15 protein-coding genes are annotated in these 14,467 nt (G+C 72.4%); 7 read left to right on the forward strand and 8 right to left on the reverse strand.

Annotated features, from left to right (window positions below; genetic code table 11):
- Positions 1-87 precede the first annotated feature (87 nt).
- Complete coding sequence (locus tag JOF37_RS10930; protein WP_210006838.1) at positions 88-1,428, forward strand: glycosyltransferase family protein; 1,341 nt, start codon at positions 88-90, stop codon at positions 1,426-1,428.
- A gap of 22 nt (positions 1,429-1,450) precedes the next feature.
- On the opposite strand, the gene JOF37_RS10935 is transcribed toward JOF37_RS10930, so the two are convergent.
- The 3 genes from JOF37_RS10935 to JOF37_RS10945 form a co-directional block, all read right to left on the reverse strand.
- Positions 1,451-2,101, reverse strand: a complete 651-nt coding sequence (locus tag JOF37_RS10935; protein WP_245338678.1) for a response regulator — start codon at positions 2,099-2,101, stop codon at positions 1,451-1,453.
- 47 nt (positions 2,102-2,148) lie between these two features.
- Positions 2,149-3,459, reverse strand: coding sequence for a sensor histidine kinase (locus tag JOF37_RS10940; RefSeq protein WP_210006840.1), 1,311 nt, complete (start codon positions 3,457-3,459; stop codon positions 2,149-2,151).
- Positions 3,460-3,534: 75 nt separating this feature from the next.
- The gene (locus JOF37_RS10945) at positions 3,535-4,374 is read right to left on the reverse strand and encodes an exodeoxyribonuclease III (protein WP_210006841.1); all 840 of its coding nucleotides are present in this window, start codon (positions 4,372-4,374) and stop codon (positions 3,535-3,537) included.
- Between the two features lie 63 nt (positions 4,375-4,437).
- Between JOF37_RS10945 and JOF37_RS10950 the strand changes: the two genes are divergently transcribed.
- The 3 genes from JOF37_RS10950 to JOF37_RS10960 all read left to right on the forward strand — a co-directional run bounded on the left by JOF37_RS10950 (position 4,438) and on the right by JOF37_RS10960 (position 7,003).
- Positions 4,438-4,932: a metallophosphoesterase family protein gene (locus tag JOF37_RS10950; RefSeq protein WP_210006842.1), complete on the forward strand. Its 495-nt coding sequence runs from the start codon at positions 4,438-4,440 to the stop codon at positions 4,930-4,932.
- A 41-nt stretch (positions 4,933-4,973) separates the two neighbouring features.
- Entirely contained in the window at positions 4,974-5,552 is a 579-nt protein-coding gene (gene pyrE, locus JOF37_RS10955) for an orotate phosphoribosyltransferase (RefSeq protein ID WP_210006843.1), read from the forward strand.
- Positions 5,553-5,911: 359 nt separating this feature from the next.
- The gene (locus JOF37_RS10960; protein WP_210006844.1) at positions 5,912-7,003 is read left to right on the forward strand and encodes an alkene reductase; all 1,092 of its coding nucleotides are present in this window, start codon (positions 5,912-5,914) and stop codon (positions 7,001-7,003) included.
- Between the two features lie 41 nt (positions 7,004-7,044).
- On the opposite strand, the gene JOF37_RS10965 is transcribed toward JOF37_RS10960, so the two are convergent.
- The gene (locus JOF37_RS10965; protein WP_245338149.1) at positions 7,045-7,230 is read right to left on the reverse strand and encodes a hypothetical protein; all 186 of its coding nucleotides are present in this window, start codon (positions 7,228-7,230) and stop codon (positions 7,045-7,047) included.
- A 138-nt stretch (positions 7,231-7,368) separates the two neighbouring features.
- Positions 7,369-8,178: an HAD-IIA family hydrolase gene (locus JOF37_RS10970; RefSeq protein WP_210006845.1), complete on the reverse strand. Its 810-nt coding sequence runs from the start codon at positions 8,176-8,178 to the stop codon at positions 7,369-7,371.
- A 42-nt stretch (positions 8,179-8,220) separates the two neighbouring features.
- Here JOF37_RS10970 and JOF37_RS10975 point away from each other — a divergent pair, with 42 nt between their 5' ends.
- Entirely contained in the window at positions 8,221-9,183 is a 963-nt protein-coding gene (locus JOF37_RS10975) for an SDR family NAD(P)-dependent oxidoreductase (protein WP_271175053.1), read from the forward strand.
- 13 nt (positions 9,184-9,196) lie between these two features.
- Here the strand turns inward: JOF37_RS10975 and JOF37_RS10980 are convergent, their stop codons facing one another.
- Entirely contained in the window at positions 9,197-9,835 is a 639-nt protein-coding gene (locus JOF37_RS10980; protein WP_210006846.1) for a metal-dependent transcriptional regulator, read from the reverse strand.
- A 161-nt stretch (positions 9,836-9,996) separates the two neighbouring features.
- Here JOF37_RS10980 and JOF37_RS10985 point away from each other — a divergent pair, with 161 nt between their 5' ends.
- Complete coding sequence (locus tag JOF37_RS10985) at positions 9,997-10,602, forward strand: TrmH family RNA methyltransferase (RefSeq protein WP_245338680.1); 606 nt, start codon at positions 9,997-9,999, stop codon at positions 10,600-10,602.
- A gap of 16 nt (positions 10,603-10,618) precedes the next feature.
- Here the strand turns inward: JOF37_RS10985 and JOF37_RS10990 are convergent, their stop codons facing one another.
- The gene (locus JOF37_RS10990) at positions 10,619-11,128 is read right to left on the reverse strand and encodes a hypothetical protein (protein ID WP_210006848.1); all 510 of its coding nucleotides are present in this window, start codon (positions 11,126-11,128) and stop codon (positions 10,619-10,621) included.
- Between the two features lie 103 nt (positions 11,129-11,231).
- Positions 11,232-12,548, reverse strand: a complete 1,317-nt coding sequence (locus JOF37_RS10995; RefSeq protein WP_210006849.1) for an MATE family efflux transporter — start codon at positions 12,546-12,548, stop codon at positions 11,232-11,234.
- Positions 12,549-12,666: 118 nt separating this feature from the next.
- Here JOF37_RS10995 and JOF37_RS11000 point away from each other — a divergent pair, with 118 nt between their 5' ends.
- Positions 12,667-14,463: an alpha/beta fold hydrolase gene (locus JOF37_RS11000; protein WP_210006850.1), complete on the forward strand. Its 1,797-nt coding sequence runs from the start codon at positions 12,667-12,669 to the stop codon at positions 14,461-14,463.
- Positions 14,464-14,467: the final 4 nt, after the last annotated feature.

Below are 14,467 nucleotides of genomic sequence, written 5' to 3' on the forward strand. Positions count from 1 at the left end.
CGGCTCACCAAGGATAGCCTTACCTGCCTCGTCGGTTCGACGCTGAGCGTTCATCCCACGGCTAGGTGCGCGGCCTATGATGCGCGGGTGACGTCTGAACCGGCCGCCCCCCGCCGAACGACGCGCCGAGAGCGGCTCGCCGCGTTCGGTCGAACCCGACGCGGTGTCGTGACCGGCTTCGTCGGCCTGCACGTCGCCTATATCGTCGCCCTCCTGCCCCTCATCGTCACCGGTGGAACGGAGGGCGATCTGCCGCTGTACCGCCAGTGGGCTCAGGATGCGGTGCAGGGCACGTGGCCCATCATCGACTTCCCATGGGTGTACCCGGCGGGCGCCTTGATCCCGATCGTCGGCTCGATCGCGCTCGGGCCGTATCTCTACCAGCTCGTGTGGCTGATCATGATGGCGGCGGCCAACTGGCTCGCGCTCGCCGCGATCTCCGGGGCCCGCCTGCAGCGGCGGAGCGCGTACCCCGCCGCCTGGTACTGGCTGCTCAGCGTCTTCCTGCTCGCGCCCGTCTCGATGCTGCGGCTCGAGGGCGTCGCCGCGCCGCTCGCGATCGCCGGCCTCGTCTGGGTGTCGCGCCGCCCGGTCGTCGCGGGGGCGCTCATCGCCCTCGCGACCTGGATCAAGGTCTGGCCGGCCGCCATCGCCGCCGCCGTCGTCGCCGTGTGCCGCAGCCGCTGGTGGGTCGCACTGGGCGGACTCGGCGCGAGCACCCTCATCATGGTGGCGGTCGTCGCCGCGGGCGGTGCGTCGAACCTCTTCAGCTTCCTCACGATCCAGGGCCAGCGCGCGCCGCAGCTCGAGGCTCCCGTCGCCACCCCCTGGGTCTGGGCGACGATCTGGGAGATGCCGGGCGCCCGCATCCGCCAGAACTACGAGCTCGCGACGCGCGAGGTCATCGGCCACGGCGCCATGGCCGCCGGCGAGATCGTCGGCTGGCTGATGATCGTCGCCTTCGTCGCTATCGCGCTGCTGCTGATCCGTGCGCGGATGACCTGGGTTCGCGGTGCCGCGCGCATGGACATCGCGGAAGGTCAGCTGGTCGTCCTGGGGGCGTTCGCGCTGACAGCCGCCCTCATCGTCTTCAACAAGGTCGGCTCGCCGCAGTACATGCTGTGGCTCGCGCCGATCGTGACCGTCGGGCTGCTGGTCGATCCGCAGCGGTGGCGCACGCCCGCCATCTGGATGGCGATCACGAGCTTCCTGACCACGCTCGTCTTCCCGATCTTCTACATGCCGCTCGTTCGCGCCGACCCGTTCGCCGCCAGTCTGCTGCTGGCGCGCAACGCGCTCCTCGTGGTGCTGTTCGTCTGGAGCGTGCAGGCCCTGTGGCGCGTGGCCCGCGCCCGCCGTGCCGACGAGGTCGCCCCGGCAGTGCCGGCGACGCGTCCGTCGCGCTCGCGCGTCTCCGACCCCGCCTGACGCGCACAAGCGGCGCGGCCGGTCAGGCCAGACCGTTGCGGTGCGCGAAGACGACGGCTGCGACCCGGTCGCGCGCGCCCAGCTTGATGAGGATGTTCGACACGTGCGTCTTCACCGTCGCGTCGCCGATGAAGAGCTCGCGCGCGATCTCCGCGTTGCTCAGCGCGCGGGCGAGCAGGCGCAGCACTTCGGCCTCGCGGTCGGTGAGCCCGTGATCCGCCGCTGACGCCGCGGGTGTCGGTGGGGATGCCGTCGGTGCGGATGCCGTCGGCGCGGGCTCCTCTCCCGCCCCCGCGAACCGCTCGATCACGCGCCGCGTGACCTCGGGCGCCAGCAGCGCGTCGCCGGCGGCGGCGACGCGCACCGCGGCGGTGAGCTCTTCGGGGCCGGCGTTCTTGAGCAGGAATCCGCTCGCGCCGGCCTGCAGCGCCTGGAACAGGTAGTCGTCTCGGTCGAAGGTCGTCACCACGACGACAGCGCTCGTGTTGCTCGGTTCGGCGACGATGCGGCGTGTGGCCTCGAGGCCGTCCATCCCGGGCATCTGCACGTCCATGAACACCACGTCGGGGCGCAGGCGGGCGACGGCGTCGAGTGCCTGCGCACCATCGGCCGCCTCGCCGATGACGGCGATGTCGCCCGCGGCCTCGAGGATCATGCGGAATCCCGCTCGCATCACCGCATGATCGTCGACGAGCAGCACCGTGAGCGGCGCCGCGCCGCTCACGCGAGCACCCCGCGGTCGTCGGCGGTCTCGCCGGCGCGGTCGTCGGGGACGGGCGTCGCCGCCCCGGCGGGGACGCGCGCCCGCACGAGGAAGCCCCCACGCGGCCGGGGCGCCGCCTCGAGCCACCCGCCCGAGGCGGCGGCGCGCTCGCGCATGCCCACGAGGCCGAGGCCCGGCGTCCCGCCGTAGCGCACGCGCCCCTCGTTGCCCACCTCGAGCTCGATCTCGTCGCCGTCGTAGCGCAGCCGCACGTCGGCGCGGGCCTCGGGGCCGCCGTGGCGTCGAGCGTTCGTCAGCGCCTCCTGGGCGATGCGGTAGAGGTTCACCTGCGCGACGTCGGATGCCGCAACCGGCGTCCCTACGACGGAGAAAGTCGTCGGCATCCCGTTCTCGTTCGCATACCGCACGAGCTCGCCGATGGCGTCGAGCCGCAGGGTCGAGGCGCCGGGGGCGGCGGCATCCGTCGTCCGCAGGGTCTCGAGCAGCTGCCGCAGTTCGACCAGCGACGCACGAGCGGACTCCTCGACGCCGGCGAGGGCCCGACGCGCCGCCTCGGGGTCGCGGTCGAGCACCGTGCGGGCGGCGCCGGCCTGCACGCCCATCGCCGAGACGTGGTGCGCGACGACGTCGTGCAGCTCGCGCGCGATGCGGACGCGATCGAGGGCGACCGCCTGCGCCGCCGTGAGCTCGCGCTCGCGCTCGAGCTCGCGGGTGCGCTGCTCGAGCATCTCCCGGCTGCGGGCGCCGGCGTACGCACGCTCACCGAACGCGAACGCTCCGGCGAAGAACACGACGTTGAAGAGGAACTGGAGCATCATCATCGCCGCGACCGGGGAGAACAGCGAGAACTCCGCCGCCGTCTGCTCGCCCTCGGCTCCGGTGGCCTGGAACATCGAGACCATCAGCCAGATGAACATCCCGACGATGACGATCACGCGGACGACCATGGCGCGCCGACGGTCGGCGACCCAGGCGCCGACCGAGTACATCGCGATGAACAGGGCGATGCTGCCGACGTAGAGCTCGGGGATCAGCGCCGACATCCCGACGAAGTAGACGATCGCCACGACGATGAGCGTGATCTCCGGCATCCGGCGACGGAGGGCCAGCGGAACGGTGAGCGCGACGGAGTAGAGCAGCCCCCAGCCCAGGTGCGGGGTGTCCTCGCCGAACACGCCGGCGACCTGACCGAGCCACGTGCTGAGGATCGCGCCGACGAGCAGCGCGCCGGCGAGCCAGAGGTCGTTGCGCAGCTGTTCGGGCGTCGGTGCGATGCGGCCGTCGGAAGCGGGAGAGGGCGCGGACATGCCGTCCACGCTACGGGGCCGGCCGCCGCGCGACATCCCCCGTCCGGGGGAGCGGGGCGTCCGTTCCGGGGCGCGTCAGAAGATCATCGGGCGATCGTCGTCGTCGCCGGCGTCGATGTCGAGGTCGACGACGACCGGGACGTGGTCGCTGGGCGCCTCGCCCTTGCGCTGGTCGCGGTGGATCGCCGCGGCCGTGACCGCGTCGGCGAAAGCGCGCGATCCCAGGATGAAGTCGATGCGCAGCCCCTCGTTGCGGGGGAACCGCAGCTGCTTGTAGTCCCAGTACGTGAAGCCGGTCGGCACGAGCGGGCGCACGGTGTCGGCGAGCCCGGCGTCGAGCAGTGCCTGGAAGGCCGCGCGCTCGGGCGGCGAGACGTGGGTCGTCACGCCCTCGACGAGGGTCGGGTCGCCGACATCCTCGGGTGTGGGGCAGATGTTGAAGTCGCCGGTGAGGGCGAGCGGCAGGTCGGGGTCGGCGGCGAGGGTATCGCGCGTGTACTGCTCGAGCGCCTGCAGCCAGTGCAGCTTGTAGACGTAGTGCGGGTCGTCGAGCGAGCGGCCGTTCGGCACGTACAGGCTCCACACCCGCACCCCGCCGACGGTCGCGGCGATCGCGCGGGCCTCGCGCGGGGCATCCGGTCCTTCATGGCCCTTGAGGAAGCCCGGCATGCCGGGGAAGCCGATCTGCACGTCCTCGAGGGGCTCGCGGCTGGCGATCGCGACCCCGTTCCACTGGTTCAGTCCGTGCAGCTCGACGTGGTACCCGGCGGCCTCGAACTGTTCGAGCGGGAACTGCTCGGGCTTGCACTTGATCTCCTGCATCGCCAGGACGTCGACGTCCTCGTTCACGGCGAAGCCGACGATGCGGTCGACGCGAGCGCGGATCGAGTTCACGTTCCAGGTGGCAAGACGCATGCCCCCAGCCTATTCGCCGCCTCGGACCTCGCCCGGCCCGCGGCATCCGGATAGCGTCGGGGGATGGCCACGCGACTGCTGCTGCTAGCCGACACCCACATCCCGGGGCGGGCCCGAGCGCTGCCCGACGCCGTGCTCGCCGCCGCCGACGCCGCCGACCTCATCGTGCACGCGGGCGACTGGGTCGCGGCATCCGTGCTCGACGAGCTCGAGCGCCACGGCGAGGTGCTCGGCGTCTGGGGCAACAACGACGGCGACGACCTGCGCGCGCGGCTGCCCGAGGTCGCCCGTCGGCGCATCGAGGAGGTCGACCTCGCGGTGGTCCACGAGACCGGTGCGGCGACCGGGCGCGAGAAGCGGATGGATGCCGCCTACCCCGACGACGACGTCCTCGTGTTCGGTCACAGCCACATCCCCTGGGACACGACGACCCCGCGCGGCCTGCGCCTGCTCAACCCCGGCTCGCCGACCGATCGGCGGCGGCAGCCGCACAAGACCTTCCTGACGCTGACCGTCGACGGCGCAGAGCTGCGCGATGTCGAGCTGGTGGTGGTCTGAGGCATCCGGATGCCGCCGGTGCGGCTCGTAGACTCGGACGCATGACCGTCGCAGGCACGCCCGAGCTCGAAGCCGACCGCCAGGACCTCATCCGGCTGATCCAGGACGAGGCGGTGTTCCACGGCGACTTCACCCTCTCGAGCGGCAAGAAGGCCTCGTACTACGTCGACATGCGGCGTCTCACCCTCGACCACCGCGCGGCTCCCGCGATCGGTCGCATCATGCTCGATCTCATCGCCGACGTCGACGGCGTCGTGGCCGTGGGCGGTCTGACGCTCGGCGCGGACCCCATCGCCAACGCCGTCATGCACGAGTCGGTGCGCGCCGGCCAGCCGCTCGACGCCTTCGTCGTGCGCAAGGAGCCGAAGGACCACGGCCGCGGCCGCCAGGTCGAGGGAGCGGATGTCGCGGGCAAGCGCGTCGTCGTCGTCGAAGACACCTCGACGACGGGTCAGTCGGCCCTCAAGGCCGTCGAAGCACTGCGACGTGAGGGCGCCGAGCCGGTCGCCGTCGCCGTCATCGTCGACCGCAAGACCGGTGCTCAGGCCGCCGTCGAGGCCGAGGGCCTGCGCTGGCTCGCCGCGATCGACCTCGACGACCTCGGCCTCCAACCCCAGTAAGCCGGGCCCCCGGGCGGTGCGGGCGCGTGCCCGGGCCCGCGCCTCCACCTGGCACTCCCCATCCCTTCGCCTCGCGCGAGGCGCCGTCACCTGTCAACTGAACCCCCACCCCGCAGGGTCCAGCTCGCGCGTGCCCGGGCTCCGCGCTTCACCTGGCACTCCCCGCCCCTTCCCCTCGCGCGAAGCGGCGTCACCTGCCAACCGAACCCGCCACCACTCTCAGCCCGCGCTTCACCTGGCACTCCACGCCCCTTCCCGTCCCGCGAGGCGGCGCCACGTGCCAACGGAACCCGCCGCCAACCCCAGTGCTGCCCCAGGCGGAGGAATAGCCCGGTGGCGGGGTGGGGTTGGGCTTGGGTATGAGCCTGTACGAGCCCGCCGTCTTCGGCGCCCTGAACCTCTCGAATCGCGTCGTGATGGCGCCGCTGACGCGCACGCGCGCCGATGCCGACGGTGTGCCGACCGACGTGATGGTCGAGCACTACCGGCAGCGCGCCGGGCAGGGGCTCATCATCACGGAGGGCACGTGGCCGGTCGCCGAGGGCAAGTCCTACCCGGGCCAGCCGGGCATCGAGACGGACGAGCAGATCGCGGGCTGGCGCCGCATCGCTGACGCCGTGCACGCGGCCGGCGGCACGATCGTCATGCAGCTCATGCACGGCGGACGCGTCTCGCACCCCGACATCACCGGCGCCGACCGCGTCGTCGCTCCCAGCGCCCTCGCTGCGCCGGGCCAGACCCGCACGCCGAAGGGCAAGGCCGACCTGCCCGTCGCGCACGCGCTGACCGCCGCCGAGATCCCCGTCGTGATCGAGCAGTTCGCCCAGGCTGCGCGCAACGCCATCGCCGCCGGGCTCGACGGCGTCGAGGTGCACGGCGCCAACGGCTACCTCGTGCACGAGTTCCTCTCGCCGGTCTCGAACGTCCGCGACGACGCGTACGGCGGGTCGCCCGAGAACCGTGCCCGCTTCGCGATCGAGGTGACGCGGGCGGTCGCCGCGGCGGTCGGCGCGGAGCGCACCGGCATCCGGCTCTCGCCGCAGCACAACATCCAGGGCGTGCTCGAGCACGACGACGCCGACGCCCGCGCCACCTACACGGCCGTCGCCGAAGGGCTCGCTCCGCTGGGGCTCGCGTTCGTCGACGTGCTCAGCGCCGACCCCACCGGCGACCTCGTGCAGCACATCCGTCGCACCGCCGGCGCACCCTTCATCCTCAACTCCGGGTTCGGCTCGCCGACGACGCGCGAAGAGGCCGAGACGCTCGTCACGGCGGACTGGACGGATGCCGTGGCCGTGGGCCGTCCCGTCATCGCGAACCCCGACCTGGCCCGGCGCTGGGAGCTGCGGGCCGAGCTGAACGAACCGCGCCCGGAGCTGTTCTACGGCTCGACCGCTGAGGGCTACACCGATTACCCGTCGCTCGACGAGGTGCGGGCCGGCGTCTCCTGACGCCGCGCTCCGGCTGATCCCGACGCCGCCGGGCGCCGGGGTCAGCCCTGGAAGACGGGCAGCTGCGAGGCCAGGCCCAGCACGAGCCCGAAGAAGGTCAGCAGGATGATGCCGCGGCGAGTCGAGCCGCGATTGGTGCCGTCGTCGCCGATGCGCTGATTGCGCACGAAGATGACGAGCGCGATCAGCAGCACGGCGAGGCCGGTCAGTGCCAGGACGATGGACATCAGTCGTCTCCTCCGCGCCGGCGGCGCACGAACTGCACGACGATGACCACGAGGGTCGTCGTGATCATCAGCGCCGCGCTGATCAGCAGCAGGTTCTGCTCGAACTCGTTCACGCGTCGCCCTCCATTCGCGCGGCCGTCACAGGATCCCCGGGTCTTCGGTCTCGTAGGGCTCCGCGTCGACGAGGTCGGCGACCGAGTCGAGGATCTCGTCGGGACGGAAGGGGTACCGCTCGATCTCGGCGTCGTCCGAGATCCCCGTGCGCACGAGCACCGTGTGCAGTCCCGCCTCGATGCCGGCGACGACGTCGGTGTCCATGCGGTCGCCGATCATGCCGGTGTTCTCGGAGTGCGCGCCGATGCGGTTCATGGCCGAGCGGAACATCATCGGGTTCGGCTTGCCCACCACGTACGGGGCCTTGCCCGTCGCGTGCGAGATGAGCGCGGCGAACGAGCCCGTGGCGGGCACGACGCCCTCGGGCGTGGGCCCCGTCGCGTCGGGGTTGGTGATGATGAACCGCGCACCCGCGTTGATGAACCGGATCGCCTTCGTGATGGCGTCGAAGGAGTAGTTGCGCGTCTCGCCGACGACGACGTAGTCGGGGTCGGTCTCGGTCATGATGTAGCCCGCCTCGTGGAGGGCGGTCGTGAGGCCCGCCTCGCCGATGACGAACGCCGAGCCGCCCGGATGCTGCGAGCGCAGGAACTCGGCCGTGGCCAGGGCCGAGGTCCAGATGCGTTCCTCGGGCACCTCGAGCCCCGATCGGGCCAGGCGTGCGCTGAGGTCGCGCGGCGTGAAGAAGGGGTTGTTGGTGAGCACGAGGAACGGTGTGCCCGTCTCGCGCCACTGCGCGAGAAGCTCCGCCGCTCCCGGGATGGGGTGGTTCTCGTGGACGAGAACGCCGTCCATGTCGGTGAGCCAGCACTCGATATCGGCGCGTGTCCGCATGGCCCCAGCCTAGCCGTGGCGATCGGGCCGTAGTCTTCAGTCGTGGCCCGCGATGACTGGAATCCCCGCATGCTGCCCGACCTGTCGGGCAAGCGCTACCTGGTCACGGGCTCCAACGCCGGCCTCGGCTATTTCGCCTCGCTGCAGCTGGTCTCGGCGGGGGCGCACGTGGTCATGACGGGCCGCAATCCGCAGCGCCTCGCGACGGCGCGCGCGTCGGTCGAGCGGGCCGTCGGCCACGACGCGGGAACGGTCGAGACGCTGCTGCTCGACACCAGCAACCTCGGCTCGGTGCGCGCCGCCGCGGCCACCGCCCGCGGGCGCAAACCGCTGCACGGTCTGCTGCTCAACGCCGGGGTGGTGCATCCGCCGCGCCACCGCGAGACCACCTACGACGGCCACGAAGTGGTCTTCGCGACGAACGTGCTGGGCCACTACGCCCTCGCCGGCGAGCTGCTCATCGCGCTCGCCGCCGGACGCGGGCGCATGGTGTGGGTCGGCTCGGTGTCGACGTCGATCTGGAAGTACGATCCCACCGACATCGAGCTGGCCGAGAACTATTCGCCCTGGCGGGCGTACGTGCAGTCGAAGGTCGCCACCACGGCGCTCGGTCTCGAGGCCGACGACCGGCTGCGTGCCGCGAGCGTGCCGGTCGCGAGCCTCGTCGCCCACCCCGGCTATTCGACCAGCGGCCGCACCCGCGGCATCGCCGGCATCAACGAGCCGTCTCGGATGACCCGCTTCGCCGACAACCTGCAGGTCGCGGTGACGCAGTCGAAGGAGCGCGGCGCGTGGCCCCTCGTCCGCGCGCTCGTCGATCCGGAGGCCGAGGGCGGCGAGTTCTACGGACCGACGGGCGTGCTGCGGGGCGAGCCGCGGCGTGCGACCCCCGCGGCGATCACCCGCGATCCCGAGGTCGCCGCGCGCCTGTGGTCGTACTGCGAGCAGTCCACCCGAGCGCCCTGGCCCTATCTCAAGGCGAGCCGCACCCGCGCGAAGGGCTGACGCCGGCTCCGTCTCAGGCGGTGACCCAGATCGCGGCGGCGGCGCCTGGCGGCAGCACGACCGATCCGCCGTCGTCGACGCGGACGGTGTCGCGACCGCTGACGGTGAGGGCGTGGCCGACATCGACACCCCGTTCCTCGAGCGCCCGCAGCAGCGACGGGTCGCGGTCGCTGACCCGCAGGATGCGGCCGGTGTGACCGAGGGTGGCGTCGGCGAGGAGCACGAACGGCTCGCGGTGCACGTCGCCGGCGGCATCCGGGATCGCGTCGCCGTGCGGGTCGAAGCGGGGGTCGCCGAGGCGTTCGGCGATGCCGGCGAGCAGCCGGTCGCTGATGGTGTGCTCGAGCACCTCGGCCTCGTCGTGCACCTCGTCCCACGCGTAACCGAACTCGCGCACCAGCCAGGTCTCGATGAGACGGTGCCGGCGGATGATGGATGCCGCGCGCAGACGGCCCGCCTCGGTGAGGGCGACGGGGCCGTAGGGGCGGTGCGAGACCAGGCCTTGGGCGGCGAGCTTGCGCACCATCTCGGTCACCGTCGAGGGGGCCAGCCCGAGCGTCGCGGCGAGCTGGGAGGGGGTGATGGGTGCCGGCTGCCACTCGGTGTGGTGGTAGATCGTCTTCAGGTAGTCGTCGACGGCGGGGGAGGGCACACTCCAGAATATCCGGCGCCCGTGGCGGGCCGCAGGCGCCGGGATAGCCTGTCTCGGTGACCCGTCCCGATGCCGCAGACCCGGATGCCGCAGACCCGGATGCCGCAGAGCCCGATGCCGCAGAGCCCGATGCCGCCGACCCGGATAACGCCGAGCCGCAGCTGCCGGTCGGCGTCGGACCGTGGCCGGGCGGGCCCGCGAACTGGCCGGACGATCCGCGATACGACCCGGTGCTGCTCGCGGAGGGAGACCGGCGCAACGTCGTCGACCGGTACCGCTACTGGCGGCTCGAGGCCGTCGTCGCCGATCTCGACGAGCACCGGCATCCGTTCCATGTCGCGATCGAGAACTGGCAGCACGACATGAACATCGGGTCGATCGTCCGCAGCGCCAACGCGTTCGGTGCGGCCGAAGTGCACATCGTCGGTCGCCGGCGCTGGAACCGCCGCGGCGCCATGGTCACCGACCGCTACCAGCACGTCCGTCACCACGAGGATGTCGCGAGCTTCGCCGCCTGGGCGCGCGAGGCCGACATGCCGATCGTGGCCGTCGACAACGTGCCCGGTTCGGTGCCGGTCGACCGGGCCGACCTGCCCGAGCGTGCCGTGCTGCTCTTCGGCCAGGAGGGCCCGGGACTCTCGCCCGAGGCGATCGCCGCGGCATCCGTCGTCGTCGAGATCACCCAGTACGGCTCGACGCGCTCGATCAACGCCTCGGCCGCGGGGGCGGTCGTCATGTACGAGTGGTGCCGCCGGTGGGCGCGCTGACGGACGCGCCGCGGGCTCAGCGCGACGGGTCGGTGTCGGGCGCGACGGCGTAGACGAACAGCCCCGATGCACTCGACGAGAGCTCGACGGTCGCCTCGGCCGGCACGTCCGGGATGGCGTGAGGTTCTGCTCGGGCGTCGACCGCCGCGCACGCGATCTCTCCTCGCTCGATGTCGGCGCCGGCCGCGGTCACCGCATACGACAGCTCGGCGCCTGACCCGCTGACGCATGCGATCGTCACGACGGCGGGCGCCTGATCGGCCGGCACACTGATGATCGGCTCGTTCCCGGGCGCGAGGACGCCGGCTTCGCGCTGCGTCCACGCCGCTCCGCCGAGGGCGTTCTCGGGGATCACGGCGTCGGCCCACGCGACGGCGTCGTCGAGGGTGGGCTCGGGCAGCGTCCGAGGATCATCGGACCGGGTCGGGACCTCGATCGGCGGGGCGCTTCCGGAGCAGCCGGAAGCGAGCATCCCGACCGCGAGGACCGCGACGGTCGCGGCTGCTGCGGAGGTGAGCTTCGGCATGCCGCCACGCTAAAGGCGCAGGCTGAGGTTCGGGCGAGAAAGGGGTTCCGACTCGCTCACAGTCGTGCGCATGCCGGACCGCCGGTCCGCCGTGCGCACCCGGTCAGACCGCGATCGACAGCCAGGCGCCGCGTCGCACCCGCCACCCGAGCGTGAGCAGGCGGGCCACCATGTAGACGCCGAAGAACGACACGGCCAGCCAGGCCAGACCGGTCGCACCGACCGGATGCAGCATGCCGACGATGATCAGCGCCGGCACGAAGGGCACGAGGTTGAGGCCGCCCGCGATGGCGAGGTAGCGCGCGTCGCCCGCGCCCATCAGCACGCCGTCGAGCACGAAGACGATGCCGCAGATCGGCTGGGCCACGGCCAGCACGAGCAGCGCGGGCTGCACGAGGGCGGCGACGGCCGGGTCTCCCGTGAAGACGAATCCGATGACCCCGGATGCCGCGGCGATCCCGATGCCCACGATGACACCGAACCACGCACCCCAGGCGACCGTGCGGCCGACCACGCGTCGGACGAATGCCTCGTCGCCGGCACCCATGCCGCGCCCGATGAGCGCCTGCGCGGCGATGGCGAGCGCGTCGAGGGCGAACGCGGCGGTCGAGAAGATCGTGAACGCGACCTGCCAGCCCGCCAGCTCGCTCGTGCCGAGGCCGGTCGCCACCGCGACGGTGGCCAGCAGCGCGACGCGCAGCGACACCGTCCGCAGGAAGAGCCATCCGCCCAGGCGGGCCGAGCCGCGCATGCCGTCGGCGCTCGGTCGCAGCGACGCGGCGTGCCGGCGGGCGAGCCGGCCCACGACGACGGCGTATGCGCCGACCATGCCCCACTGCGCGACGACCGTGCCCAGCGCCGAGCCGCCGATGCCCCAGCCGAACCCGTAGATGAACAGGACGTTCAGCAGGGCGTTGGCGCCGAAACCGAGGCCCGCGATCCACAGGGGCGTCACCGTGTCCTGCATCCCGCGCAGCAGCCCGGTGGCCGCGAAGACGATGAGCATCGCCGGCAGGCCCCACATCGACAGGCGCAGGTACGTCTCGGCGTCGGTCGAGACGGCCTCGCCGGCGCCGAACAGTCCGACCAGCAGCGGCGTCGCCGCCGACCCCGCCACGGCGAGCACGGCGCCCAGGCCGAGCGCCAGCCACAGCCCGTCGATGCCCGCCGCCACGGCGCTCGACGAGTCGCCCGCGCCGAAGCGCCGTGCGACTGCCGGCGTCGTGGCGTACGCCAGGAACACCATGAGCCCGACGATCGTCTGCAGCACCGCCCCCGCGATGCCCAGGGCTGCGAGCGGCACGACACCGAGGTGCCCGATGAGGGCGGCGTCGACGATGAGGAACATCGGCTCGGCGATCAGCGCGCCGAGCGCGGGAACGGCCAGCCGCAGGATCTCGCGGTTGAGCGTCCGGGGCATGCCACGAGCCTAGGGCGCGGCATCCCCTCGCACGGCCACCGGTCCCGTGTCGAGCGCGCAGGGCCGCGGGCCCCGATTGACTACGGTGGATGATCCGGAAGCGGACGGAGGGATTCGGATGCGGCTGCTCCAGCGCCTGGCGATCGCGCGCCTGCACGCGCGCCTGCCCGCCTGGGTCCGCATCGCCGTCGCGATCGTCGCCGTCGTGCTCGGCGTCGTCATCGTCATCCGGCCGACGACCGCGCTCGACGTGCTGGCGTGGCTGATCGGCGGCGGCATGGTGCTGACCGGCCTGCTCGAGCTCACCGGACGGGAGGGCGAGGTCCGGCGCCCGCGCTGGCGCACCATCACCGGTGTCGCATGGCTCGTCGGCGGCGGCATCGTGCTGCTCGCGCCCGGACTGACGGTGCGCGTCGTGGCGGTCGTCGTCGGCGTGCTGCTGCTCGTCAACGGCATCCTGGGCGTCGTGGCCGTCTTCGCGCGCGGACGCTCGTGGGACGCGCGCATCGCCGACGGTGCTTTCGGCGTCTCGGGCGTCATCTTCGGCGCGCTCGCGCTGTTCTGGCCCGACATCACCCTTCTCGTCGTGGCGGTGGTGTTCGGGGCCCGCCTCATCATGAGCGGCGTCGTCGACCTGTGGACGCGACTGCGGCGCCGACACGACGACCGCGCGGCCGAGCAGACGGGACGGACCGCGACCCCGAAGCGTCGCTGGGGGCGCACGGTCATCGCGATCGCCTCCGTCGCTCTTGCGGTCACCACCACGATCGTCACGACGCCGTTGCGCGAGGGATCGACGGTCGTCGACGACTTCTACGCGGCTCCCCGCGATCTGCCCGACGAGCCGGGACAGCTCGTGCGCTTCGAGCCGTTCACGGGCGGCATCCCCGCGTCCGCGCAGGGCTGGCGCATCCTCTACACGACCACCGGCGTCGACGGTCGGGTGCGCGTCGCGAGCGCCATCGTCGCGGTCCCCCGCGAGGGAGAGGGGCGCTGGCCGGTCATCAACTGGAACCACGGCACGACCGGCTTCGCCCCGCACTGCGCGCCCTCGCTGCAGCCGCGGGGGCTCTGGGCGGGTGCGTTCTACATGCTGCCGCGCGCCATCAAAGAGGGCTGGGCCGTCGTCGGCACCGACTACATCGGGCTGGGGACGGAAGGCCCGCATCCCTACCTCATCGGACCCCCCAGCGCGCACGCCTCGCTCGACGCCGTGCGTGCGGCCCGCCAGCTCGACGACGCGGATCTGGGTGCGCGAAGCGTCGTGTGGGGCCACTCGCAGGGCGGCGGCGCGGCGCTGTGGGCCGGCTCGCTCGCGCGAGAGTACGCGCCGGACGTCTGGGTGCAGGGGGTCGCGGCGCTCGCGCCGGCCAGCGACCCCGCGGCCCTCGTCCAGGGCATCTCGAGCGTGACCGGCGGCAGCATCTTCGCCTCGTACGCGTTCGCGTCGTTCTCGCAGATCTACCCCGAGATCGAATACCGCGACTACGTCCGCCCGGGAGCCGAGACGGCCCTGCGCCAGATGTCCGAGCGCTGCCTGTCCGATCCGACGATCGTGCTCTCGGTCGCGGCCGCGCTGGGCATGAGCCGCGATCCGGCACTGTTCTCGCGCTCACCGGCATCCGGCCCCCTCGGACGCCACCTGCGCGAGAACACCGCTCCGCTGCACTCGACGGCTCCTGTGCTGCTCGCACACGGCGGGGCCGACAGCGTGATCCCCGTGGCCGCGCAGGCCGACTTCGTCGATCGGATGTGCGCCGCCGGTCAGGACGTCGACTTCCGCACGTACGCGGGCTACGAGCACGCGGGGGTGATCGAGCGGCCGTCGCCGCTGATCGACGAGCTTTTCGAGTGGACGCGCGACCGATTCGCGGGGGTTCCGGTAGCCGAAGGGTGTACCACCACCGAACGCTGAACGC

This window comes from Microbacterium imperiale, assembly GCF_017876655.1.
In the GTDB taxonomy this organism is placed as follows: domain Bacteria; phylum Actinomycetota; class Actinomycetes; order Actinomycetales; family Microbacteriaceae; genus Microbacterium; species Microbacterium imperiale.